The sequence below is a fragment of the Kutzneria kofuensis genome (genome assembly GCF_014203355.1).
Lineage (GTDB): Bacteria > Actinomycetota > Actinomycetes > Mycobacteriales > Pseudonocardiaceae > Kutzneria > Kutzneria kofuensis.
This window is the reverse complement of sequence record NZ_JACHIR010000001.1, coordinates 7241457-7265183: the sequence shown is the minus strand read 5'-3', so window position 1 is coordinate 7265183 and position 23727 is coordinate 7241457. Positions and strand designations below refer to the sequence as shown.

The following is a 23727-nucleotide window of genomic DNA, read 5'->3' as shown; positions in this document are numbered from 1 at the left end:
GCTACGCTGCGCGCATGACCGCTTCCTCCCTGCCGGAGACGGATCCTGTCGCCGCGCGGCGCCCCCAGTACCTCGCCGACATCGCGGCGGGGCTGGACCGCTTCTTCGAACCCCGCCGCGAGGACTGCCCCTGGTGCGGCGGCGCCCGGCTGACGACCCGGCTGCGCACCGTGGACCTGTTGCAGCACAAGCCGGGCCGGTTCGAACTGTCGGAATGCGCGGACTGCCGGCACATCTTCCAGAACCCGCGGCTGAGCATCGCCGGGCTGGAGTTCTACTACCGTGACTGCTACGACGGTCTCGGCGAGCAGCAGATGGCCGCCATGTTCGAGGGCAACACCGCCGGGCTGAAGGACCGGGCCGCGCTGCTGACCAGGCACCACGCGCCCAAGCGGTGGCTGGACGTCGGCACCGGGCACGGCCACTTCTGCAGGGCGGCCGCGGAAGTGTTGCCGGACACCGAGTTCCACGGTCTCGACATGAGCGCCGGGGTGGAGCTGGCCCAGGAGAAGGGCTGGATCGCCCGGGGATTCCGGGGCAACTTCCCGGAGATGACGGCCGAGCTGGCCGGGAACTACGACGTGCTCAGCATGTTCCACTACCTGGAGCACACGCTCGATCCCAGGGCTGAGCTGTCCGCCGCAGCGGCCGTGCTGCCGCCCGGCGGACACCTGGTGATCGAGTTGCCGGATCCGGAGTGCCGGTGGGGCCGGATCCTCGGCCGGTACTGGATGCCGTGGCTGCAGCCGCAGCACCTGAACCTGATGCCGATCGGCAACCTGCGCAAGGCGGCCGAGGAGGTCGGGTTCCGCGTGGTGGACGAGCAGCGGGCCGAGCCGCACGGCGGAATGGACATGGTCGCCGCGGTGGCGCTGTGGGCGAACTGGGTCGTCGGCGGCAACGACGTGCCGTGGCGCCCGAAGCCGCCGAGCACCCTGCACAAGATCGCCCGCAAGGCCAGCATGGTGATCACGGTGCCGCTGATGGTGCTCGCGTTCCTCGGCGACAAGCTGCTCGCGCCGTGGGGCCGCAAGCACGGCTTCTCCAACGCCTACCGGGTGCTGCTGGTCCGGAACTAGTCCGGCCGCCGGTTCGCATCGGCGGCGGACTGCCGGTCCCTCAATCCAGCAACCCGGTCCGCACGGCGTGCAGCGCCGCCTGGGTGCGGTCCTGCACGCCGAGCTTGGACAGGATGGCGCTGACGTGCGTCTTCACCGTCTTCTCGGACAGCACCAGGGACTTGGCGATCTCCCGGTTGGACCGGCCGCGGGCCAGTTCGCTGAGCACTTCCCGCTCGCGGCCGGTGAGGTGCACGCCGTGCGGCTGGGCCTCGCCGGCGGCGAGCAGGCGGGCGACGTCGGGGTGCAGCAGCACGTGCCCGGCGTGCACGGCCCGGATGGCGGCGGCCAGGGCCGGCGGGTCGACGTCCTTGTAGACGTAGCCGGCGGCGCCGGCCCGGACCGCCGGCAGCACGGCGACCGGGTCGGTGAAGCTGGTGATCACCAGGACCTTGGCGGCGCTGCCGTTCTCCCGAAGCCCGCGCAGGGCCTCCACTCCCCCGCTGCCGGGCATCTTCAGGTCCAGCAGCACGACATCGGGCCGCAGCTCGGCGGTAGCGTCCACACAGGACTGTCCGTCGGCGGCCTCGCCGACGACGGTGATGTCGTCCTGGAGGTCGAGGAACGTCCGCAACCCCTGGCGCACAACGGGGTGGTCGTCCACCACGAGCACCTTGATCGGATCAGCCACCGGTCGCCACCTCCACCCGCACCGTGGTCCCGCCGCCGGGAGTGGACGTCACGGTAAGCCGACCGCCGACCGCCCGCGCCCGTTCCCGCATCGACGACAACCCCAACTTCCGCGCCGCCTGCTCGGACCGCTCCGCGTCGAAACCGACGCCGTCGTCCCGAACCTGCAGCACGACCTGCCCGTCGGCAGCCGAGAGGTCGATCTCCACGAGCCCGGGGCGGGCGTGCCGCAGGGCGTTGTGCAGGGCCTCCTGGGCGATCCGGTACAGGGCCTCGCGCCGCGCGGACGTCAGCTTCGGCACCGGGCAGCCGACAAACGCCACCTCGGCCTCGTGTACCCGGTTCAACAGCTCGGCCTGCTTGCGCAGCGCGGCGTCGAGACCGTCGCCGGACAGGTCGACCGGCAGCAGGCCGACAACGACGTTGCGCAGCTCGTCGCTGACCTCGGCCGCCAGTCGGCGCACATTGCCGATCTCCGTTGCCGCCCGCGCGGGATCACGGTCCACCAAGGCCGCGGCGGCGTCGGCGGTGAGGCGCAAGGAGAACAGCTTCTGCGTGACGGCGTCGTGCAGCTCGCGGGCGATCCGGTTGCGCTCGGCCACAATGGACAGTTCGCGGCTGCGCTCGTACAGCCGCGCGTTGACGATGGCGATGGCGGCGTGCGCGGCCAGCAGCCGCAGCAGCTCCTCGTCCTCGGCGTTGAAGCCGCCGGGCGTGTTCTTGTTGGCCAGGAACAACTCGCCGAGGATCTCGTCGCCGTCGGTGATCGGCATGCCGAGGAAATCGGTCAGCACCGGATGCGCGGCCGGCCACCAGTCGAACTGGGGATGCTGGCGGATGTCGCTCAACCGCACCGGGTTCGGGTCGCGCAGCATCAGCCCGAGCAGGCCGTGCTGGCGCGGCACCGGCCCGATGGCCTTCCACTGCTCGTCGGTGATGCCGTCGGCCAGGAACTCGGCGAACGAGCCGTTCTCGTCGGGCACGCCCAGCGCCGCGTAGCGGGCGTCGAGCAGCCGCCGCGCCGAGGTCAGGATGGTCTGCAGCACCTCGCGCACCGACCGCCGCGCGGTCACGGCGAGCACGGCCGCGCTCAGTTCGCGCAGCTCGTCCCGGTCACAGGTGCCCATGCCCGCAACCGTACCCAGTTCCGCGCGCCGGCGGATCGGGCGGCGGTCCTAGGTCCAAGGTCGTAGACCGCGCGGGCCCCGAGCCCGATGGCACCGCCGCCCCGCCCGAATAGCGTCGATGACGAGCAGAAACGACACCGAGGAGGTGACGGGGATGCCCGTCGCGATCATCACCGGCGCGTCCCGCGGGCTGGGGCTCGCGCTGGCCCACGGCCTGTCCGACGCCGGCTGGGGCCTGGTCCTCGACGCCAGGGGGGCCGAGGACCTGCGCACCGCCGCCGACCAGCTGGACGGGCCGGTCCGGGCGATCCCGGGCGACATCACCGACCCCGACCACCGGGCCGAGCTGGTCGAGGCCGCCACCGAGCTCGGCGGCCTCGACCTGCTGGTCAACAACGCCGGTGTGCTGGGGCCGAGCCCGCTGCCGGCGCTCGCGGAGTTCCCGCTGGACCGGCTGCGCGAGGTGTACGAGGTGAACGTGCTGGCGCAGCTCGCGCTGACCCAGCAGGCGCTGCCGACGCTGCTGGCGCGGGACGGCGCGGTCGTGTTCGTCACGTCCGACGCCGCCGTCGAACCGTATCCCGGGTGGGGTGGGTACGGCTCGGCCAAGGCCGCGCTGGAGCAGATCGGCAAGGTGCTGGCCGTGGAGGCGCCCGCGCTGCGGGTGTGGGTGGTCGACCCGGGCGACCTGCGCACGAAGATGCACCAGGACGCGTTTCCCGGCGAGGACATCAGCGACCGCCAGCTGCCGGAGGCCGTGGTGCCGGCGTACGTGAAGCTGGTCACCGAACGGCCGGAGTCGGGCCGGGTCCGGCTGTGAGACCGGTCGCGCTGTGGCTGCCGTACCAGGTCGACGACCTCAAGGCGGCGACGGAGTTCTACACGGTCCGACTTGGACTGTCCGAAGTGGATCGATTTGACGGCGGGGTCGTGCTGCGAGCCGCCGACGGCGCGTACGTGGAGCTGGCCACGCCCGGCTCGCCGGGGCCCGCGCCGCTGGCGTTCGAGCTGGCCACCGACGGCGAGGTGGAGGCGGCGTACACGGCGCTGCGACCTCGGTCCGACGAGCTGGTGCGCGGGCCGGGCCGCTATCCCCGGGGCCACTACGGCTTCGAGGTGCGCGGCCCGGCGGGGGCGACCGTGATGATCTGGAGTGAGCGATGACTGCGACAGTGGATTTCACGCTGCCGGCCGAACTGGAGGCGCACGAGCCGCCGGAGGCCCGGGGGCTGGCCCGCGACGACGTTCGGCTGCTGGTCGGCCGGCGGGCGTCCGGCGAGATCAGCCACCACCGGTTCGGCGAGCTGCCGACCCTGCTGACGCCGGGTGACGTGCTCGTCGTCAACACCTCGGCGACGCTGCCGGCGGCGGTGCCGGTGCTGAACGCGGACCTTCGGCTGCACGTGTCGACCAAGCAGCCCGACGGCAGCTGGCTGATCGAGCTGCGCACCGCCGGCGGGCCGTTCCGGGATGCCGTCGCCGGCCAGCGGTACGAGCTGCCCGGCGGCGCTTCGGTCACGCTGCTGGAGCCGTACTCCCGGGGCCGCCTGTGGACGGCGGCGTTCGATGTTCCTTCCGTGCCAAGGTATCTGTTGGAGCACGGCGTGCCGATCCGGTACGGCTACGTGCCGCGCCAGTGGCCGTTGCCGTACTACCAAACGGTTTTCGCCGAACACCCCGGCAGCGCGGAGATGCCGAGCGCGGCCCGGCCGTTCACCGACCGGATCGTCACGCGGCTGGTGTCCGCCGGCATCCAGTTCGCGCCGATCCTGCTGCACACCGGCGTCGCCTCGCCCGAGGCGCACGAACGTCCTTACCCGGAGCGGTTTTCCGTGTCGGCGACGACCGCGCGGATCGTCAACCAGGCGCGGGAGGCCGGCAACCGGATCATCGGCATCGGCACGACCGCGGTGCGGGCGCTGGAGAGCGCCATCGAGGGCGACCGCGTCGTGCCGGCCAAGGGCTGGACCGATCTGGTGATCACGCCGGAGCGGGGCGTGCGGGTGGTGGACGGGCTGCTCACCGGCTTCCACGAGCCGATGGCCTCGCACCTGGACATGCTGGCCGCGATCGCCGACGAGCCGCTGCTGATGGCCTGCTACGCCGAGGCGGTGCGGGGCGGCTACCTGTGGCACGAGTTCGGCGATGTGAACCTGCTCCTGCCGTAGCACACTGGGGGCATGGAGACGTTCGTGGCCAGCACGACCTTCCCGTATCCGATCAACGACGTCTTCGGCTGGCACGAGCGACCGGGGGCGATGCGGCGGCTGACGCCGCCGTGGGAGCCGATGCGCATCGTGGCGGAGGCGCCGAACCTCACCGAGGGATCACGGGCCGTGATGGAGCTGGACGTGCCCGGGCCGGTGCGGCCGCGCTGGGTGGCGCGGCACACCGGCTACCGGCCGCCGTACGAGTTCGTGGACGTGCAGGAACACGGACCGTTCAGGGCATGGACGCACCGTCACCGGTTCTTCGAGGTGCCGACCGGCACCAAGCTCGTCGACGAGATCAGCTACGACCTGCCGCTCAGCGCCTTCGTGGCGCCATTCGTCGAGGTCAGGCTGCATCGGATGTTCGCGTACCGGCACCGCCAGCTGGCCGGCGATCTCGACCTGCACGCCCGCCTCGACGGTCCACGGATGGCCGTCTCGGTGACTGGACGTGACCAACCTGTCGTGGAGGCGTTCAAGGCCCTGTTGACCACCGGTGGGCACCGAATCGTCACCCATGGCGACGCCGGCGTCGACCTCACCACCGGCGTGGTCACGGTCGGCGACCGGACGGCTCGGGTCAGCTATCCCAGCGGCGGTCTGGTGCGCCGCCGGGTGCCGCTGCTGGCCTCGGGCGACCGCCTGGTGAACTGGATCTCACTGGACGATCTGGTCGGCGTCTTCCTGTTCGCCGTCCTCACCGACGTGCACGGTGACATCGACGCCGTGTCGCCGAATCCCTTGCCCCGCGCGGACTTCACCGCCCACCTGCCCGCCGCGCACGCCCCGGACCGGATCGCCACGCCACCGGTCGGGCACGTGTTCCGACACCCCGATCTGGACGCGGCGGTGCGCCACGTGCTCGGACGCAAGTAGGGTTGCCGGGTGCGAATCAGCAGCGAAGGAACGGAGACCGTGGTCCTCGCCGTCTCCGGCGAGGTGGACCTGGGCACCGCGCCGAGTCTCGAGGAGGCCGTGACCACGGCCGTGGCGACCGCGGGCGCGCACGCCGTGAGAATCGATCTCGCCGACGTCTCCTTCATGGACTCCACCGGCCTGCGTGTGCTGCTGTCCGGTCGCCAGGCCGCCGAGCAGCGCGGCATCGCCTTCAGCGTGGCCAACCCCCAGCCGCACCTGCTCAAGGTGATGCGCGTCACCGGCATCGACGGCCTGCTCGGACTGTCCTAATCGGACGCGTACCGCCAGCAGACGCCGTAGCTGAAGCCCTGTTCCGGGTGGTCGAACCGGGCCGCGACCTCGTCCGCCCCGTCCAGGGCGAGCAGCGGCCCGTCCGGCCTGCCCCGGTGCGGCAGCGTGCGCGGCACGGTCCGCTCCGTCCGCCACACCGCGAGCGGCCGGCGTGCGGCGTCGAACCGGACCCGAGCCTCGAACAGCGCACAGCTGACCAGCGGAGTGAACACGTAGTGGTCGGCGATCGGCTGGCCGTCACGGACCTGGAACACGATGGCGTAGGTGTGCGGCTCGTTCCACGCGAGCGGCCTCGGCAGCGCCAGCAGGTAGCGGAAGTGGCCGGCGCCCAACCGGTTCGCCTCGACGATGCGGGCCCCGTGCTGCATCTCGGCGTGCACCTCGCGGTCGATGTCGGCCCCGTCGGACCGCCGCGGCACGCTGAACCGGGCGACGATGTGGTCGAGGCCGTCACGGGTGGCCACGATCGTGCGCTCCTCGATCACCTCCGGCACCGGGCGGTCCAGCCGCACCAGCACCCGTAACCGGCGAACGGCCCAGCCGCGCTCCGGGTCGAGCGGGTCGACGCGCTTGACGACCACCTGCGCGAGCTTGACGAACGCGTCGTCGACGCGACGACGGGCCGTGCGCTCGGACAGCCGGCGGTCGGCCGCGAACAGCTCGGTCCGCCGGGACAGCGTCGCCGCGTGCAGGTCCCGGTCCAGCCCGAGGGCCACCAGCACGGCGCGACGGTCCTCCGCCGGCAGGTCGACCTCCGTGAGCCGGCCGATCGCCTGGTTGACCAGTCGCCGGACCTCCGCGCCGCCGCAGTCGGGCGGGATGTCGGCCCAGCGCGCGACCGCCCGTCCGATCCGCTTGTGCACGTCCGGGCGGTGCAGGCCGCGGCCCCGGCGCAGGGTGGTGAACTCGCGGATCAGGTCGAGCTCGGTCATGCCCTCCCCCTTCGGCCGGAACCGGCTCAACACGGCCAGGATCTGGCCAGTTCCGGCGCGGCGGCCACGCGACCATCCACTTCGATGCTAGGAGCGGCCCGTCCGGCAGGCCGCGGCGTTCACTCGGACGGAGGTGGAGCGTGTTCTGGCAACGACGGGCGCGGCCGGTCCGGGTGTGCTGCGCGGCGGTGCTACGGGTCCGTGAGGACGACCGGATCGTGCTGGTGGAGTCGAAGACCCGGCCGGGGGCGTTCGCGCCACCCGGGGGCGTGATCCGGTACGCGGGGCCGGCGGCGGATGTGCTGGGGCGGTTGGGCTTCGCCGGCGACAACGACCATCACCTGCGTGGGTCCCTGCCGACGCGATCGGTCGAGGGCTTCGTGCGGTGGTTCTCCAGCGGGGCGTACCGCGAGGACGGGGAGGAGTGCCTGCGGCGCGTGCTCGCCGAGGTTCTGGCCGAGCTCGGGGTGCCCGGCCAGAACCTGAGCTTCGATCGGTTACGGACGGAGGTCGAGTGCTCGACGCTGGAGCTGCGGGGCTTCGAGTTCTACGACCTGGTGAGCCCGGTGCGGGACCGACTCCTCGCGCTGGCGGCGGATCCCCGTGTGCACACGGTGTTGTCCGCGAGCGCGCAGGAGGTGGCCCGGGGCCGTGTCGGCACGGCGTTGGTCGCGCCGCACGCCGCCCACCTGCTCGGCAATCCGGTCAGCCCCTGACGATTCCCGCGATGAGCACGATGACGTGACTCTCCATGATCTCCCCTCCCTTTGACGGCGAAGTCAGCATGCGTCGGGCGGGGATCCGGCACAGTGCCGTGTGACACGGGGCGAACGTGCCATGTGGCTCACATGCGGGCCAGCGACCTCAGCACGTCCGGCCGGCCGACGACGATGCGGCGGCGACCGGTGGTCAGCACGCCGCGGGCCCGCAGCATCGCCATCGCGCGGGCGACGGCCCGTCGGGAGGCACCGAGCTGGCTGGCGATCTCCTCCTGCGTGAAGGGCGTGTCGATGGCGATGCCGTCGGCCGTGGGACGGCCGCGTTCGGACATCAGGACGGCCAGGTGGCGGGCCAGGCGGTGGCTGATGTCCAGCTCCACCGAGCCGACACGGGCCTGTTCCGCCTCACGCAGCCGCACGGCCAGCGACTTGATCACCGCGATGGCGATCTCCGGCCGGGTTCGCAGGCACGCCTGGAACTGGGCGGCGGTCAGCTGCACCACCGTCGTCGGCTCCAGGCTCCGCACCGACGCCGTGCGCTCCCAGCCGTGCAGCGCGGCCAACTCCCCCAGCACGTCACCCGGGCCTCTCAAGGCGTAGACCAGCTCGCGCCCGTCCGCCAGCAGCGTCGACACCCGGACCCAGCCCGCCACGATCACGTGCAGGAAGTCCGACGGGTCGTCCTCCCGGATCAGCACCTCGTCGGCCGCGAACACCCGCCGCACCCCGCCGGTGAGCAGGTGCTTCCGGTCGGCTTCGGACAGGTAGGACAGCAGGCTCCCCCGGGCCGGAATCATGTGGGCCGCCCCCTCGTTGTGTGCGCAACCACGGTAGACGTCGGTTGGTGACGAAGGCTTTGCCCGCCCGGCCGCGGCGTGGTGCTGCCCCGGTGTCGCCGTGGATACGGTATGCATGCATCCGCGAACGAGAGGCATGCGGTGACGACAACCCGGGCGGCGGTGCTCCGCTCCTTCGACCAGGGCTTTTCCCTGGAGGAGATCACTCTCGCCGACCTCCGGCCGGACGAGGTGCTGGTGGAGATCGCCGGCGTCGGCATGTGCCACACCGACCTAATCCTGCGCGACCCGGCGATGGCCGCGGCGCTGGCGCCGGTGGTGCTGGGGCATGAGGGCAGCGGCATCGTGACGGCGGTCGGCGCGGCGGTCAGCGGCGTACGGACCGGCGACCACGTGGTGCTGAGCTTCGCCTCCTGCGGGACGTGCCGCGAATGCCTGCTGGGAGCCCCCGCGTACTGCGAGGAGTTCACCGTACGGAACGTCAGCGGCGGCTATCCCGATGGCAGCACCGGCGCGACCGACAGCGCGGGTGGCCCGGTGCGCAATCGGTGGTTCGGCCAGTCCTCCTTCGCCCGGCACGCGGTGGCCTCGGAACGGGACGTCGTCGTGGTCGATCCCGAGCTCCCGCTGGAACTGCTGGGCCCACTGGGCTGCGGCATGCAGACCGGCGCCGGTGCCGTGCTCAACGAGATGCGGCTCGCCCCGGGGCAGTCGATCGCCGTCTTCGGCGCGGGCGCGGTGGGGCTCGCGGCGGTGATGGCGGCCAAGCTCGCCGGGGCGCGCGACATCGTCGTGGTCGATCTCCTCGAATCCCGCCTGGACGTGGCGAAGGAGCTGGGCGCCACCCGCATCGTCCGGGGTGGCGACGGCGACATCACCGCCGAGGTGGCGGGAATGGACTTCAGCTTCGAGACGACGGCGGTCGAGAAGGTCATCGGCGACGCGATCGCGGTGCTCGGGCGGCGCGGCAAGGCGGTCCTGGCCGGCGTCGGCCCCGGGCTGCTGACGGTGCCGCCGTCGAAGCTGGCCGGGCGGACGGTCACCTACGTCCTCGAAGGCAGCGCGGTGCCGAAGGTCTTCATCCCGCGGCTGATCGGGTTCTGGCGGGACGGCCGGTTCCCGTTCGACCGGCTCATCCGCACCTACCCGCTGGCCGGCATCGACGCGGCCGAGGCGGACTCACTTTCCGGCGCGACGATCAAACCCGTTCTGTTGCCCTGACAACGCCCCCACAAGGAGCACACAATGGCCTCCGCCATCGCCGACATCGTGTCCGCGGACGCGCTCGACTTCGCCGCCGACGGCGCCTTCGACGTCGTCAACCCCGCCACCGGGGAGGTGTTCGCGCAGGCGCCCCAGATCGGCGACAAGGCGTTGGATTCCGTCTTCGCCACGGCGCAGAACGCCTTCCAGCACTGGCGGCGGGACGAGGGCGCGCGGCGCGCGGCCCTGCGTGCGGCCGCCGACGCCGTCGAGCAGCGGGCCGGCGAGCTGGCGCCCGTGCTCACCGCGGAGCAGGGCAAGCCGATCAACGAAGCGGCGGAGGAGGTCTGGGCGGCCGCGGCCTGGCTGCGCTACTACGCCGACCTCGAGGTGCCGCGGGAGGTGATCCAGGACGACGCCGAGGCGTACCAGGAGGTGGTCCGCCGGCCGCTGGGCGTCGTCGCCGCCATCACCCCGTGGAACTTCCCGCTCGCCCTGGCCGCCTGGAAGATCGCGCCGGCCCTGCGCGCCGGCAACACGATCGTCCTCAAGCCTTCTCCGTTCACGCCGCTGGCCACGCTGGCCCTGGGCCAGGCGCTGCGCGGGGTGTTCCCGGACGGGGTGCTCAGCGTCGTCACGGGCCGGGACCCGCTCGGCGCCGCGATGGTGGCGCATCCGGTGCCCCGCAAGGTCAGCTTCACCGGTTCCACCGCGACGGGCAAGAAGGTGGCCGCCTCCGCCGCCGACGACCTGAAGCGGGTGACGCTGGAGCTCGGCGGCAACGATCCCGCGATCGTGTTGCCCGACGTCGACGTGGCCGAGATCGCGCCGCAGCTTTTCTGGGGCGCGTTCCGCAACAACGGCCAGGTCTGCCTGGCCGTGAAACGGGTCTACGCCCACGAGAGCATCCACGCCGATCTGGTGGAGGCCCTCGCCGGCATCGCCGCGTCGATCAAGGTCGACGACGGGACGGTGGACGGCGCACAGCTCGGTCCGATCAACAACCGTCCGCAGTTCGACCGCGTGACCACTCTCGTCTCCGACGCCCTGCACCACGGCGCCCGCGCCGTCACCGGCGGCGCTCCGCTCGACCGCCCCGGCTACTTCTACGCCCCCACCATCCTCGACGGTGTCGACGACGGCATCCGCATCGTCGACGAGGAGCAGTTCGGCCCCGTGCTGCCGGTTCTCTCCTACCGTGACGAAGCCGACGCCGTCGCCCGCGCCAACCGGACCAACTACGGCCTCACCGCGTCCGTCTGGTCCGGCGACCCCGACCGCGCCCTGACCCTGGCCGCCGACATCGACAGCGGCCAGGTGTCCATCAACAGCCATGGCGCCGGCGTGCGGCCGCACCTGCCCTTCGGCGGGCACAAGTGGAGCGGGCTCGGCGTCGAGAACGGCCCGTGGGGGCTGTACGGCTTCACCGAGCTCCAGGTCATCGCCGGCCCGCCGCGCCGGAAGTGAACGGCCACCCGGCCGGGCGTCCCGTGACACGCGGGGCGCACTAGGCGGCTGCCGTGCGGCGCAGGGGCGGGAGCCACACGAGCAGCCCACCGGCCAGGGCCAGAGCACCGAAGATCCACCAGACGTGGTGGAAGGCGTCGGGCGTCGCACCGGCTCCCGGCGTCCCCGCCACGGCGGCGAAGATGCTGACGCCGAGGACGGCGCCGAGTTGGCGGAAGCTCTGGTTGATCGCCGAGCCGACCGCGAACCGGGCCGGCGGCAGCGACTTCGCGGAAGCGCCGGACTGCACGGGCAGCGACATCCCGATGCCGGTCCCCGTGACCACCATGGCGGGCAACCAGAGGACGGCCCAGTGCGGCTCGCTCGAGATCGTCAACGCGAGCATGCCCTGGGCCGCCGCGAAAAGGACGGCCCCGGCGAGGAGCACGATCCGGTGCCCGTAGGTGTGCGCCAGCCGGCTGGCGGGGCGGGCGACGATCATCGTCAGGATCGGGCTGGGAGCGGCGGCCAGTGCGGCGGTCAGCACCGGGTAGTGCCACACCGTCTGCAGGAAGACGATGTTGCTCAGGATCACACCGTAGAACGCGACGGAGAACACCAGCGACGCCGCGTTGACCAGCCGGAACTGACGGACCTTGAACAGGGCCAGGTCCATCACGGGCCGGGCGGCGGCCCGGGTGCGCCACAGGAAGACCGGGAACAGCGCCGTGGCGACGACGAAGGCGGCGATCACCCGGGGGTCGGACCAGCCCCAGCTCGGGCCCTCGACGATGGCCAGGCTCAGCGCGGCGGGCACCGCCGCGATCAGCACCGCCCCGACCGGGTCGGGTATCCCCCGGGCGCCCGGCTCGCGGGTCTCACGCAGCAGCCGCAGCCCGACAACGAGGACCAGCGCGCAGATCGGCACGTTCACCAGGAAGATCCAGCGCCACGAGGCGTACTGGACGAGCAGGGCCCCCAGTGTGGGACCGACCGCCGCGGCGGCCGCGCCCATCGTGCCCCAGGTGCCGATGGCGACGGAGCGGCGGGAAGCCGGGAATTCGGGCAGCACCAGCGCCAGCGAGGCCGGAATGGCCAACGCGGCGAAGGCCGCCTGCAGCGCACGGGCGATGATGAGCACCGGCACGTTCACGGCCAGGCCGCACAGCGCGCTCGTCACGGCGAAGCCCGTCATCCCGATGAGGAAGACTCGCTTGCGGCCGTAGCGGTCGGCGAGGCGGCCGGCGGGGATCAGCGCCGCGGCGAAGACCAGGCTGTAGATGTTCAGCACCCAGCTCAGGTGCTCGGTGGTGGTCCGGAAGCCGCGGCCGATCGTCTCGAAGGCGACGTTCACGATCGTGGTGTCGAGGAACACCACGAACACGCCGAGGCTGCTCAGGGCGAGCACACGCAGCGCGTGCCGGCGCGCCGCGGGGTCCTGGGGTTGCTCCGGGACCGCGGCCGATGCCGCCGGCAGGGTCGGTAGGCCCAGATTTCCCGGGCTCTCGGGGATGGCCATCGATGCTCCTAGACGTGGGCCGCGCGAGGGGCCGAATGCCCACGACGCGGGTAGGGCATGAACAACACCGGTGCGTCAGTGCCGGTGGTCGTGTCCCTCGGGACGTCCGGCCAGGGCTCGGGCGCGTGTGGTGACCTCGTCGGTGGACACGGCGCACAGGCCGGCGAGCACCTCTTCCAGCGCCGCCAGCCAGAGCCGGTAGTAGTTGTACGGCTCGTCCGCGGCCCCCGAGATTTCCCAGGCGGCGATCCGGGCGATCAGCTCGGACCGGAACTGCGGCCAGGTGAACGCGCCTGCCTCGTAGAGGGCGACAGCCATGCCGAAGGCGCGGCTCTCCCACGGCTCGGCGAACACCAGTTCGCCGTTGGACCGCGGAGGTGCGGCCGGTCCCTCGATCTCCAGCGGCGCGGTCACGGCGCCTCGACCTTCGCCACGCCGACCATCGCGTCCCGGGTCACCAGCGACGCGAGTTCCGCCTCGGACAGGTGCTCGGTGCCCGCCGGCCGTTCGGGCAGCACCAGCCAGCGGACCTCACTGGTCGAGTCGCGGACGATGATCCGCACGTCGTCGGCGAGGTCCAGTCCCATCTCGGACAGCACCGTGCGCGGCTGCGCCACGACTCGGGAGCGGTAGGCGGGATCCTTGTACCAGCTCGGCGGCAGTCCGAGCACCGGCCACGGATAGCAGGAGCACAGGGTGCACACCACCACGTTGTGGGTGGTCGCGGTGTTCTCCACGACGACGATGTGCTCGCCCTGCGTACCCGAGAAGCCCAGCTCCTTGATGGCGGCGGTGCCGTCGTCGAGCAGCCGCCGCCGGTATTCCGGGTCCGTCCACGCCCTGGCGACGACCTTGGCGCCGTTGAGCGGGCCGACGTTGCTCTCGTAGTTGGTGATGATCCCGTTCATCACCTTCGGGTCGATCAGGCCGCGCTCGGTGAGCAGCTGCTCGAGCGCCTCGGCGCGGAGGGCGACGGGAAGGGGTGCGTCCGGTCCGGTCGGGGTCATGAGATGGTCTCCAGATAGCTCTCGTACAGCTCTACGGTGAGCGCGAAGGGGTCGGCGTCCGCGCCCCACAGTTCGCGTGAGTCGAACCGCACCGAATAGACGTGTTGCGGGTTCTCGCCCAGGAAGTGGGCGTTGGTGTCCGGCAGCACCGCTGCGGGTTGGCGGGACTCGACGACTCCGACATGCCCCCGGATGTAGCCCGGCAACCGGGTGTGCCCGGGCACCGACATGTTCCTGGCGCGCACGGACTCGCCGACAGCGAACGCGGGCACGGTGTCCACGGCCCGCAGCGAGCCCTCGGCTGTCGGCGCGTAGTGGGGACGGTCGGGTTCCGGGATCGGCGGTTCGTCGACGTGTTCGCCACGCAGGTTGCGGGCGCGGGCCTCGACGGCGCCGGGTGCCAGGATGGAACGTTCGGTGAGCATCAGCTCCGCGCCGTTGAGCCAGCGCCCGTAGTAGCCGTCGCCCAGGTAGGCGGCTCGGTCGAGGCGCTCCAGGGCGTGTCGGAAGGCGTCCGTGTTGACGCCGCCGCAGGCGATGCGGCTGGACAGAATCGCCAGCGCGAACGCCCGGCCCTGCCAGGGTTCGCCGAAGACGGGCTCATGGCGTCTCGGTGGATGCACCGGGCCCCACCTCGGGGCGCCTCCCATGTCGGCAACACCGTCCACGGCACAACCTCTCGTTGGCTTGCAGGAGCAGGAGAATCCGGTCGGATCGCGTTCGGCCGGCGTCGTCCGGTCAGGACACGGATCGGCGTCGATCCGTCCACCGGCACGAGCGGGGGCGTCTCGGCGCCCGCAAGTAGGAGCATATGCTCTTATCTACGAGGGGGCAAGGGCGTGAACCAGGATCGGCAACCGGGGCCAGCGCACCGGTTGCCAGCAGCAAGGACGCTTCCCCGGCGAACGGCCCGTCGAGACGCGAACTCCGAAGGAGCGAGGGGTACACACGCGCCAGTTACGCCGATATGCTCACAATGATCATACGGCAAGGGCAGTCACGAGACCTTGGAGAGGCTGACCCCGATGGCTCTGCCCGACACCCCGTCCCCGGCCGCCGGCCTGGCACCGCGGCCGCCTTGACGATCATTCGCCGGGAACGCCGGCACGTCGGTCCGGTGCCGCAATGCGCGTATGCGAGGACATGCTCCTAACATGGGTGGGGAAGGCTTCTGGAGGAGACGATGACCCGCACGTCGAAGGACCTCGACATCGCGTGCAACAACCTGGCGCTGCGCAAGGCGGCCCGATACCTCGGCGCCACGTACGACAAGGCCCTGGCCCCGGCCGGCCTGCGCGCGACGCAGTTCAGCATCCTGCAGAAGCTCAGGGCCCACGGCGAGATGACGATCACCAGCCTCGCCGACATGATCGCCATGGACCGCACGACGATGGCCTCGAACCTCAAGCCGCTGGCACGGGAGGGCCTGGTGACCGTCGAGCCGTCGGCAGCGGACCGCCGCGCACGGATCGTGACGATCACACCGGACGGCCTGGCCCGGTTCAAGGCGGCACTACCCCTGTGGCGAGCGGTGCAAGGTTCCTTCGAGGAGCGCTTCGGCGCCGTCGCCGCGGCACAACTGCGCGGATCCCTCGAAGCCGTCCTGCACACCGGCTTCGAGCCCTGGGCCGAGTGAGGTCGACGCTCGCGCCGTCACACCCGCGCGGACCCCGGTCGCGAACGACGCGGCCGAGCGACGACGACACGACCTAGCGGAGCGGGCGGAAGCCGGCCCGGAGCTCCTCGGCGAACAGCTGGGGCTGCTCCCAGGCCGCGAAGTGCCCGCCCTTGGCGACCCTGTTGTACCGCAACAGGTTCGGGTACGCCTTCTCGACCCACCCGCGCGGCGCCTGATAGACCTCGTCGGGAAACACCGACACGGCGGCCGGGACGCGGACGCCCTTGGCGGCGACCACGGAGTCGGGGTTCTCCCAGTACAGCCGTGCGGCGGACACCGCGGTGTTGGTCAGCCAGTAGAGGGTGATGTTGTCCAGCACGTCGTCACGGCTGAGGCCGCCCGGGTGGCCGGCGAAGGCGGCGGCGATGAGGTCCAGGCTGCGAACATCGTGGTCGAGCATGAACGCGGCCAACCCCACGGGCGTGTCGGCCAGCCCGGCCAGGGTCTGCGGCCGCGTGCCCATGAATCGCGCGTAGGCGACGTGCCTCGAGTACAGGTCGGACAGCTGAAGCCAGGCGGCGTTCTCGTCGGCGGGCAGGCCGGCGGGCGGCATGGCACCGGCACGGATCGCGCTGTCGTACGCGGGCGGGACGGCGCCGGGCAGGTTGGTGTGCATGCCGATCAGCGCGGGCGGCGCCTGCACGGCCATCCTGTCCGTGATCAACGCGCCCCAGTCACCGCCCTGCGCGACGAATCGGTTGTAGCCCAACCGGTTCACCATCAGCTCGGTCCACGCACGGGCGATGCGGTCCGGGTTCCAGCCGACCGTGGTGGGCTTGCCGGAGAAGCCGTGGCCGGGAATGGACGGGATCACCAGGTGAAAGGCGTCGGCGGTGCTGCCGCCGTGCGCAGTCGGATCGGTGAGCGGGCCGACGATCTTCAGCTGCTCGATCACCGAGCCGGGCCAGCCGTGGGTGACGATCAGCGGCAGGGCGTTGTCGTGCCTGGACCGGACGTGGATGAAGTGGATGTCCAGCCCGTCGATGGCGGTCATGAACTGGGGCAGCGCGTTGAGACGAGCCTCGACGCGACGCCAGTCATAGCGCGACGTCCAGTAGTCCGCGAGCCGCAGCAGGGTCGCCCTCGGCACGCCCTGCGTCTGGTCGGGCACGGTCTCCCGGTCGGGCCATCGGGTCGCGCGCACCCGTCGTGCCAGGTCGACAAGGTCTCTCTCCGGGAACCGCACCCGGAACGGGCGGATGCCGGAGCCGTCAGGGGCGGCGACGGCGTTCCGGGCGGACAGCACAGCCACGGAACCCACGATCGCCGCCGCCGAAGTGGCCAGGAATCCGCGTCTCGACCGCGACGAAAACAATTCAGGCATGACACCACCCCTACCGGGATCACATGAATTCCGCCACGCCAATCGGGCGCGACATCATTCAGATTCCCCAAGAAAATCCGGCGGGTCAAGCGAGTGAATGGTGAGCGCGGTCACCAGCGCTCAATGACTTACACGATCAGCGTAGGGTGACGTAGTGCGCGGCCCGACAACCGGTTGACGGGGCCGTTCCGGAGCCCCGCCCCTGGCAAACGGCTGACTCACTCCTGCCGGCCGCCCGGCCGCTACCGATTCTCAGTCGCGACCGGGAAGGGGAAGGCAGCCGAGCACCGGCAGGCCACGGGCGCTCAATCAGCCGCGCCGTCGAGATGCAGGGACTCGCCGTTGAAAATGCCGAGTTCCTCTTGGTAGAACTCCAGGCCGATTCCGTTGGGGTCGCGAACGTAGATGCTGTCCTCGACGCCGCGGTCGGGGCCGAGGTACTCGACGCCCTCGGCGTCGAGCTTGGCCTTGATGGCGGCGAAGTGCTCGGCGTCGACGGACAGGGCCAGGTGCTGGACGGCGCCGATGGTCTCGACGTAGTCGGGGTGCGGGTGGCCGGGGAAGTCGAAGAAGCCCAGCAGGTTGCGGTTGCCCAGGTCGAAGAAGAAGTGGCTGGAGCCGGCGTAGTCGCGGTTCTCCACGAGCTCGACCAGCGGGAAGCCGAGGAACTCCTGGTAGAAGCGGACGGTGGCCTCGACGTCCTTGGCGACCAGGGCGATGTGGTGCACACCCCGGACGGGCGTGGCGGGGCGCTCCCCCACGGGACGCAGGTACTTGGCCTTGAGCTCCTCGCGGCGGGCCCGCACGGCCTCCAGCTCGGCGCCTTCCGGTTGCGGCATGGTGCTCTCCTCTCGGGTCACCACCAGTGTAGTTGAATGCTCAACAACTCGCCACCGCGTCGACGAAGGCCCGGATCCGGCCGTGGTCCTTGATCCCCTTGGCCGCCTCGACGCCCGAGCTGACGTCCACGGAGAGGGTCCGGCACAGCGGCCGCAGGGCGGCGATGCCGGCGGCGACGTTGTCGGGGGTGAGGCCGCCGGACAGCACGAGGTGCGCGTCCGGCGCGGCCGGCAGCAGCGACCAGTCGAAGGTTTGGCCACCGCCGCCGTAACCCGGAACGTGAGCATCCAGCAGGATCGCCCGCGCCCGGTCGAACCGCTTCGAGAAGCCGAGCAGGTCGAACGGCGGCGCATCGGGGTCGAGCGGGATCCGTGCCGCACGAAGAAAGGCACGCTGTCCCTGCTGCGAGGCGGCCAGGCAGTCTTCGGGCGTCTCGTCGCCGTGGAACTGCAGCAGGGCCCCGGGCACGGCCGAGGCGGCGGCGATCACCTCGTCGGCCGGCGTGTTCACGAACAGCAGCACCGGCGTCACGAACGCCGGCAGCCGCGCGGCCAACTCGGCGGCTCGTTGCGGCGTGACGTATCTCGGGCTCGGCGGGTAGAGCACGAAGCCGATCGCGTCGGCCCCCGCCCCGACCGCGGCGTCCACATCCTCGGGCCTGGTCAGGCCGCAGATCTTCACGGGCGTTGCGCTCCCCATGAGCCGCACCGTACACGTGGTCACGGCCTTCCCCCATTCGAGTTCACCCGGCTAACGTGACCGTCCCGGCGGCGAACTAACTGCCATGACCGCATGCCCGACGTGCGGACGGGAGCTCGGCCCCTACGCGCGGTTCTGCGGATCGTGTGGGACGCCCGTCGCGCAGCAGCAGCCGCCGATCGACCAGCCGCAGCCGATCAGCCGGCCGCTCGCGTATCCGCCGCCCGTCGCCGAGCCCCGGCCGCACGAGCGGCCGGTTCCCGACACCCAGGCGTATCCGCCGCCGCCCCCGCCGCGGCACTCGGCGCCGACCCGGAGCCTGGTGCTCCCGATCGTCGCCGGCGTCGCCGTGCTTGCGCTGGCAACGACCGGCGTCATCGTCTTCCTGTTGCCCCGCTTCACGAGCCAGGCGGCCCAGCCGCCGGCCACGACCAGCGCGCAGCCGGCCGCGACGACCACCAGCACGACAACCACGACCACCACCACAACGGAACCGACGACAACGACGACCCCGACGCCGCCGACCGAGGCGGACCTGGCCCGAGAGGTGGCAGCCGACCACGCCACCGCGGAATCCCTTGTCGGGCAGTGGGTTCCGCAGATCTCGTCGAAGAAGCTCGGCCTCGTGGTCAACGGCGTGCAGTTCGGCTACCCCGAGATCATGGCCGACTTCACGGCGCTGAAGGCCCGCTTCCCCCAGGCGATCATGCTGAACTCCAACGACTACAACAACTTCTCCGGCAAGGACTTCTGGGTCACGGTGCAGGCCTCCACCTTCGGCACCGCCGACGCGGCCAACGCGTGGTGCGACCAACAGGGCTTCGCGGAGGACGACTGCTACGCCAGTCGCCTGACGCACACCGGTGGCCCCGCCGGCAACTCCAAGACCCGCTGAGGTCAGCGGGTCCTGAAGACACCACAACCTGGTCAGGCCAGGAACTTGGCGATCAGCTTGGTGACCTCCATGACGGGTTCGCTGAGCACGCCGACGATGCCGGCGATGCGCTGCCAGCCGCTGCGCACGACCTCCTTGTCCGGCCGGCGGCTGCGCAGCTGCGCCTCGATCTCGTCCAGCCGCGCCCGCACGTCGTCGCGGCGGTCGGCGGGCGCGTCGCCGAGCAGGTCCGAGCGCCGCTCGACCAGGGCCGCCAGCAGCGCGTCCGGAGCGCCGCCGTAGTTGTTGACGGTGGCACGGTGGCCGATCGCGCTGCCGCTGATGTGCGCGCCGCCCATGTCGAACTTGTCGCCCATCGCCTAGCCCTTCTTGGTGTTGTTGACGCTCGCGCGGGTGCCGACCGCGGAGTCGACGAGCGTGCTGCCCTGCAGGTTGTAGTTGTTGACCATGGGGTCGGCCAGCTTCATGAACTCCACCACCGAGTAGCCGCGCTCCTGCAGGTACTGCCCGACCGCGCGGAACAGCGTGGAGTCCAGGATCCGCACGTACCGCTCCACGTCGACGTCCTGGAAGTAGCTCTGCACCCGGTCGGCCTGGGCGAACTCGCGCAGGCTGCGGTCGGCGCCGTACTTGGCCGGCATCACCTCGTTCACGCCCTGCTTCAACGGCTTGAACCGGCGGAACACCGACACGAGCCGGCGCACGATCGTGGCCGGCAGGATCAGCAGCTCCAGCAGGGTGGACTTGATCGGCGCCAGCAGGGGATCGCGGTACTCGTCGATCGCGCGGAAGCCCGGCATGATCGGCAGCAGCGCGAAGAACCGCCACTCCAGGAACAGCATCTTCTGGTCGGTGCCGGCATGCACGTAGCACGAGGTGGTGAGGTCGCGGTCCCACGCCTCGACCCGGTAGCAGCTGTAGTACCGCGCCCACTCCACGGCCGCGTCGGCCAGCGACCGCGCCTGGTCGACCGGGATCCGTGACGTCGGCGCGTGGTACAGGTCCGGCAGGATCTCCGGCACGATCAGGTGGTCGATCACCAGCCGGTCGGCGGGGATCAGCACCTGCTCGCGCCGCACCAGGTCCTCCAGCCGGCGGCCCGGCCCGAGCGTGGACGTGGTGCGTAACCGGTTGATGGCCTGGGTGACGTGGTCGTGCAGGCCGGTGACGCTGATGGCTTCCGGCTCCTCGTCCTCATCGGACGGTTCGAGCGGCAGCGCGATCAGCTGCTCGTGCACGGGCACGCCGGCGCCGATGAACGGCGAGAAACCCCGGTGCACCACCACATCCGCGTCGGTGGCGCGCCGGTCGGCCTGCTCGGTGGCGGCGGCGACCCGCTGCAGCGGCAGGTGGTACGTCGGCAGCCCGAGGCCGCGCAGCCGGCGCTCCCACTCGTGCGGGCTGGTCCGGCCGTCGGCGAGGAAGTCGGCGCGGCGGAAGCGGTTGAACACCAAGTAGTGCACGGCGAACTCGTCCACCGCGACCACGGCGACGATCGCCAGCAGCAGGAGCACCGTGATGATCAGGTCGACGGTCAGGAAACCGCTGCCCGTCGACGGTTGCGGGCCGCCGGGGTAGTAGCCGCCGCTGCTCGACGACTCGTCGAGCGAGGAGAAGATCGCCAGCGCGGCGATGCCGAAGGAGCCGAGCAACGTGACGATCACCAGGCCGACAACGACCACGACGACGCCGACGATCGCGCTGCGCCGGCTGATCTCGAAGCGACCCAGCAACAGCGCCAGCAGCAGCGCGAACACCAGCCACGGCACGAACAGCACCGGGTTGGCGATCAGCAGCGCGGCCAGCAGCGCCAGCAGCACGCCGTCCCGGAGCCGCCGGCGGGCCCGGGAGGCGACGGCCTCCCGCAGCACCGCCGTGGTGTCCACGCCGGGCGTCGGCGGGATGGCGCGCAGCGGTTCCACCAGGAACTCGCGGATCGCCGCGTTGGCGTAAACCTCGCTGAGCTGCGCGGCCGCACACAGGTATCGCGTCGTGTTGTCGCGCTGCACCAGCGAGGCCCCGCAGCTCTGGCAGAACTTGTCGCCGCCGGAATTCACCGTGGCGCAGCGCCAACAGTGCTGATTCCGTTCGGTGATGCCGGCAGCCATGGTTGCTCCCTCCGGGCCGGTGCCCCGCCCGGAGATCGCGTCCTCGACCGGAAGTCGTTAGCTCATGTCACTCGTTCGCGGCAACGCCGGCGTAGCCCAGCTGGCTGCCGATCCAGTCCGCGACGACGTCCACCCGGGTGGTGGTCTCCGGCGTGTCGTGCGGGCAGTCCGGGCCGTCGCTCTCCACGGCCACCAGCACGCCGGTCTTGACGCCGACCGGCTTGAAGTAGGGCGCGCCGGAGTCGTACAGGCACGCGCTCGTGTCGGCGGCCGGCGAGACGCCGTGCACCAGCAGGTCGACGTCCTCGACCGCGCCGACCGCGACCTCGCCGTAGGTCATGTGCGTGCCGGGGACCGGGTTGACGGAGTCGGTCGCGCCCCAGCCGGCCAGGGTCAGCTTCTGCCCCACGGCCGGCTGCTGCCGGTTCACCAACAGCGGCAGGATGCCGTAGACGGGCCTGTCCAGCTTTCCGAGCGCGATGTCCCCCTTCGGGGCCTGGCGCACGTCGGTCACGTTCACGGTCTGGCCACCCTTGTCGGCGAGGTCCACCTTGCCCAGCGTCGCCGTCGTCGGGTACGGCACGGGGCCGCTGACCGGATTGCGGTTGACGTCGTGGAAGCAGTGCCCGGCGGTGATCACCCATTGGGGTGCGATCAGCGCGCCGGAACACGCGCTGGACCGCGTGGTGCCGTCCGGATTGGGGATGTTCGTCATGGTGAACTTCACATCGAACGGGAACATGCCTGGAGTCGCGTCGTGACCGTTCGCGACCGCGTTCGCGGGGGCGGCGGCCAACGCACCCGCCGTCACGAAGGCAGCCGCGATCGCGACTGCGTAACGCTTGTGCGCCACGGGAACTAGTCCAATCTCACGGGGATGTCGGTGCCATCCGGCCGAACGGCCAGGCCCGGATGGACGGTTGGCACGCTAGGAAGACAACGCGACGGTCACAAGGGACGCGTGCGGGTGACCATCGATGCGTGCCCGGAGTGTCGCACACCTAAGATCCCCGCAGAGGACTTGTCACGAAAGGGCACGACAGTTGCGGGTGCTGCTGGTCGAGGACGACGACGGTGACGCAGTGCTGGTCACCGCGCTGCTCGACGAGGTGGGCGCGCCGGTCGAGGTGACCAGGGCACGGACCGCGCGGGACGCGGTCGAGATGCTGCCCGGCTTCGACTGCGTGCTGCTGGACCTCGGGCTGCCCGACGCCAGTGGGCTGGACGGCCTGCGCCGCATCCTGGACCGCGCCGGCCAGGCGGCGGTGCTCGTGCTCACGGGTCACGACGACGAGGAGCGCGGCATCCAGGCGCTCGCGGTCGGCGCACAGGACTATCTGGTCAAAGGGCAGGTCGACGGTTCGCTGCTGCTGCGCGGCATCCGGTACGCGGTCGAGCGCCGCCGGGCCGAGGACATGCACCGGCAGCTGCGCGAGGAGCGGCTGCTGGCGCAGGAGACGGCCCGCCTGGAGCGCGGCCTGCTGCCGTCGCCGCTGCTCACCGAGAAATCCCCCGTGCTCACGTCCCGTTACCGGCCGGGCCAGCGGCGGATGCAGCTGGGCGGCGACTTCTTCGACGCCGTCACGGGCACCGACGGCTCGCTGCACGTGGTGATCGGCGACGTCTGCGGGCACGGCCCGGACGAGGCGGCGCTGGGCGTGTGCCTGCGGATCGCGTGGCGGGCGCTGGTGCTGGCCGGGCAGGCCGACGACCAGGTGCTGAGCACGTTGCAGGAGCTGCTGATCCACGAGCGGCACCGGGAGGGCATCTTCACCACGCTGTGCATGGCCACGATCGCGCCGGACCAGTCGTCGGCCGCCGTGTACCTGGCCGGGCACCCGTCGCCGATCCTGATCGACGACGCCGGGCCGCGGCCGCTGCCGCGGGACCGGGCAGGGCTGCCGCTGGGGGTGCTGACCGAGGCGAAGTGGTCGGCGCTGGAGTTGCCGCTGCCGCCGGGCTGGTCGCTGCTGCTGTACACGGACGGCCTGATCGAGGGGCGCATCGGCGTCGGCTCGGAGCGACTGGACGTGGAGGGCCTGGTCGACCTGGTGGCGCGCTGCGACCGGGGCAACCTGGTCGGCGACCTGGCGTCGGCGGTGGAGCGGATGACGGTCGGCGAGCTCGACGACGACCTGGCGCTGGTGGTGCTGACGGACAGCCGGTAGGGCCGCCTGCTGCCACGTGCGCTTCCTACTTGGCGTCTGATGCCACATGGGAAGCGCATGTGACAAACCGAGCCCGCTCGCGCTGCGCACATCCGCGC

The 23727-nt window shown here is 71.4% G+C and carries 26 protein-coding genes; 12 read left to right on the top strand and 14 right to left on the bottom strand.

Annotated features, from left to right (window positions below; translation table 11 throughout):
* Positions 1–14: 14 nt before the first annotated feature.
* Positions 15–1079, top strand: a complete 1065-nt coding sequence (locus BJ998_RS33175; RefSeq protein WP_184867259.1) for a class I SAM-dependent methyltransferase — start codon at positions 15–17, stop codon at positions 1077–1079.
* A 40-nt stretch (positions 1080–1119) separates the two neighbouring features.
* On the opposite strand, the gene BJ998_RS33170 is transcribed toward BJ998_RS33175, so the two are convergent.
* Both BJ998_RS33170 and BJ998_RS33165 read right to left on the bottom strand, forming a co-directional pair.
* Entirely contained in the window at positions 1120–1749 is a 630-nt protein-coding gene (locus BJ998_RS33170) for a response regulator (protein WP_184867258.1), read from the bottom strand.
* Positions 1742–2875 carry a GAF domain-containing sensor histidine kinase gene (locus tag BJ998_RS33165; RefSeq protein WP_184867257.1) on the bottom strand — a complete coding sequence of 378 codons (1134 nt, stop codon included), beginning with the start codon at positions 2873–2875 and terminating at the stop codon, positions 1742–1744. Before BJ998_RS33165 ends, BJ998_RS33170 begins: the two co-directional genes overlap by 8 nt.
* Before the next feature lie 118 nt (positions 2876–2993).
* On the opposite strand from BJ998_RS33165, the gene BJ998_RS33160 reads away from it, so the two are divergent.
* The 5 genes from BJ998_RS33160 to BJ998_RS33140 are packed head-to-tail and all read left to right on the top strand — an operon-like array spanning position 2994 to position 6273.
* Positions 2994–3695 (top strand): SDR family NAD(P)-dependent oxidoreductase, encoded by a 702-nt coding sequence (locus tag BJ998_RS33160; RefSeq protein WP_246488706.1) that lies wholly within the window; start codon positions 2994–2996, stop codon positions 3693–3695.
* Complete coding sequence (locus BJ998_RS33155; protein ID WP_184867256.1) at positions 3692–4039, top strand: VOC family protein; 348 nt, start codon at positions 3692–3694, stop codon at positions 4037–4039. Before BJ998_RS33160 ends, BJ998_RS33155 begins: the two co-directional genes overlap by 4 nt.
* Complete coding sequence (locus BJ998_RS33150; RefSeq protein ID WP_184867255.1) at positions 4036–5043, top strand: S-adenosylmethionine:tRNA ribosyltransferase-isomerase; 1008 nt, start codon at positions 4036–4038, stop codon at positions 5041–5043. The genes BJ998_RS33155 and BJ998_RS33150 overlap by 4 nt, the downstream gene beginning before the upstream one ends.
* A 12-nt stretch (positions 5044–5055) precedes the next feature.
* Positions 5056–5961: an SRPBCC family protein gene (locus tag BJ998_RS33145; RefSeq protein ID WP_184867254.1), complete on the top strand. Its 906-nt coding sequence runs from the start codon at positions 5056–5058 to the stop codon at positions 5959–5961.
* A gap of 9 nt (positions 5962–5970) precedes the next feature.
* Positions 5971–6273, top strand: a complete 303-nt coding sequence (locus BJ998_RS33140) for an STAS domain-containing protein (RefSeq protein ID WP_184867253.1) — start codon at positions 5971–5973, stop codon at positions 6271–6273.
* Here the strand turns inward: BJ998_RS33140 and BJ998_RS33135 are convergent.
* A complete protein-coding gene (locus tag BJ998_RS33135) occupies positions 6270–7226 on the bottom strand; it encodes a hypothetical protein (protein ID WP_184867252.1) in 957 nt (318 codons plus the stop codon). The genes BJ998_RS33140 and BJ998_RS33135 overlap by 4 nt on opposite strands.
* A 140-nt stretch (positions 7227–7366) precedes the next feature.
* On the opposite strand from BJ998_RS33135, the gene BJ998_RS33130 reads away from it, so the two are divergent.
* Positions 7367–7942 (top strand): SMODS-associated NUDIX domain-containing protein, encoded by a 576-nt coding sequence (locus BJ998_RS33130; RefSeq protein ID WP_184867251.1) that lies wholly within the window; start codon positions 7367–7369, stop codon positions 7940–7942.
* A gap of 128 nt (positions 7943–8070) precedes the next feature.
* Here BJ998_RS33130 and BJ998_RS33125 read toward each other — a convergent pair whose 3' ends face one another.
* Entirely contained in the window at positions 8071–8742 is a 672-nt protein-coding gene (locus BJ998_RS33125) for a Crp/Fnr family transcriptional regulator (RefSeq protein ID WP_184867250.1), read from the bottom strand.
* A 141-nt stretch (positions 8743–8883) separates the two neighbouring features.
* Between BJ998_RS33125 and BJ998_RS33120 the strand changes: the two genes are divergently transcribed.
* The gene (locus BJ998_RS33120) at positions 8884–9963 is read left to right on the top strand and encodes an NAD(P)-dependent alcohol dehydrogenase (protein WP_312890442.1); all 1080 of its coding nucleotides are present in this window, start codon (positions 8884–8886) and stop codon (positions 9961–9963) included.
* Positions 9964–9987: 24 nt separating this feature from the next.
* A complete protein-coding gene (locus BJ998_RS33115) occupies positions 9988–11412 on the top strand; it encodes an aldehyde dehydrogenase family protein (RefSeq protein WP_184867248.1) in 1425 nt (474 codons plus the stop codon).
* A 40-nt stretch (positions 11413–11452) separates the two neighbouring features.
* On the opposite strand, the gene BJ998_RS33110 is transcribed toward BJ998_RS33115, so the two are convergent.
* The 4 genes from BJ998_RS33110 to nthB form a co-directional block, all read right to left on the bottom strand.
* The gene (locus BJ998_RS33110) at positions 11453–12910 is read right to left on the bottom strand and encodes an MFS transporter (RefSeq protein WP_184867247.1); all 1458 of its coding nucleotides are present in this window, start codon (positions 12908–12910) and stop codon (positions 11453–11455) included.
* Positions 12911–12985: 75 nt separating this feature from the next.
* Entirely contained in the window at positions 12986–13324 is a 339-nt protein-coding gene (locus tag BJ998_RS33105; protein ID WP_184867246.1) for a nitrile hydratase accessory protein, read from the bottom strand.
* The gene (nthA, locus tag BJ998_RS33100; RefSeq protein ID WP_184867245.1) at positions 13321–13917 is read right to left on the bottom strand and encodes a nitrile hydratase subunit alpha; all 597 of its coding nucleotides are present in this window, start codon (positions 13915–13917) and stop codon (positions 13321–13323) included. The genes BJ998_RS33105 and nthA overlap by 4 nt, the downstream gene beginning before the upstream one ends.
* Entirely contained in the window at positions 13914–14585 is a 672-nt protein-coding gene (gene nthB, locus BJ998_RS33095) for a nitrile hydratase subunit beta (protein WP_184867244.1), read from the bottom strand. Before nthB ends, nthA begins: the two co-directional genes overlap by 4 nt.
* 515 nt (positions 14586–15100) lie before the next feature.
* Here nthB and BJ998_RS33090 point away from each other — a divergent pair.
* Positions 15101–15553 carry a MarR family winged helix-turn-helix transcriptional regulator gene (locus BJ998_RS33090; RefSeq protein ID WP_184867243.1) on the top strand — a complete coding sequence of 151 codons (453 nt, stop codon included), beginning with the start codon at positions 15101–15103 and terminating at the stop codon, positions 15551–15553.
* Between the two features lie 73 nt (positions 15554–15626).
* Here BJ998_RS33090 and BJ998_RS33085 read toward each other — a convergent pair whose 3' ends face one another.
* The 3 genes from BJ998_RS33085 to BJ998_RS33075 form a co-directional block, all read right to left on the bottom strand.
* Entirely contained in the window at positions 15627–16847 is a 1221-nt protein-coding gene (locus BJ998_RS33085; RefSeq protein WP_312890441.1) for an epoxide hydrolase family protein, read from the bottom strand.
* 377 nt (positions 16848–17224) lie between these two features.
* Positions 17225–17758, bottom strand: a complete 534-nt coding sequence (locus tag BJ998_RS33080) for a VOC family protein (protein WP_184867241.1) — start codon at positions 17756–17758, stop codon at positions 17225–17227.
* A 40-nt stretch (positions 17759–17798) separates the two neighbouring features.
* The gene (locus BJ998_RS33075) at positions 17799–18458 is read right to left on the bottom strand and encodes a phosphoribosylanthranilate isomerase (protein WP_184867240.1); all 660 of its coding nucleotides are present in this window, start codon (positions 18456–18458) and stop codon (positions 17799–17801) included.
* Positions 18459–18543: 85 nt separating this feature from the next.
* Here BJ998_RS33075 and BJ998_RS33070 point away from each other — a divergent pair, with 85 nt between their 5' ends.
* The gene (locus BJ998_RS33070) at positions 18544–19353 is read left to right on the top strand and encodes a zinc ribbon domain-containing protein (RefSeq protein ID WP_184867239.1); all 810 of its coding nucleotides are present in this window, start codon (positions 18544–18546) and stop codon (positions 19351–19353) included.
* A gap of 32 nt (positions 19354–19385) precedes the next feature.
* Here BJ998_RS33070 and BJ998_RS33065 read toward each other — a convergent pair whose 3' ends face one another.
* The 3 genes from BJ998_RS33065 to BJ998_RS33055 form a co-directional block, all read right to left on the bottom strand.
* Entirely contained in the window at positions 19386–19709 is a 324-nt protein-coding gene (locus BJ998_RS33065) for a hypothetical protein (protein WP_184867238.1), read from the bottom strand.
* Positions 19710–19712: 3 nt separating this feature from the next.
* Positions 19713–21461 carry a zinc ribbon domain-containing protein gene (locus BJ998_RS33060; RefSeq protein ID WP_184867237.1) on the bottom strand — a complete coding sequence of 583 codons (1749 nt, stop codon included), beginning with the start codon at positions 21459–21461 and terminating at the stop codon, positions 19713–19715.
* 67 nt (positions 21462–21528) lie between these two features.
* Entirely contained in the window at positions 21529–22314 is a 786-nt protein-coding gene (locus BJ998_RS33055; protein ID WP_312890440.1) for a S1 family peptidase, read from the bottom strand.
* 196 nt (positions 22315–22510) lie between these two features.
* Between BJ998_RS33055 and BJ998_RS33050 the strand changes: the two genes are divergently transcribed.
* Positions 22511–23629 (top strand): PP2C family protein-serine/threonine phosphatase, encoded by a 1119-nt coding sequence (locus tag BJ998_RS33050; protein ID WP_312890586.1) that lies wholly within the window; start codon positions 22511–22513, stop codon positions 23627–23629.
* Positions 23630–23727: the final 98 nt, after the last annotated feature.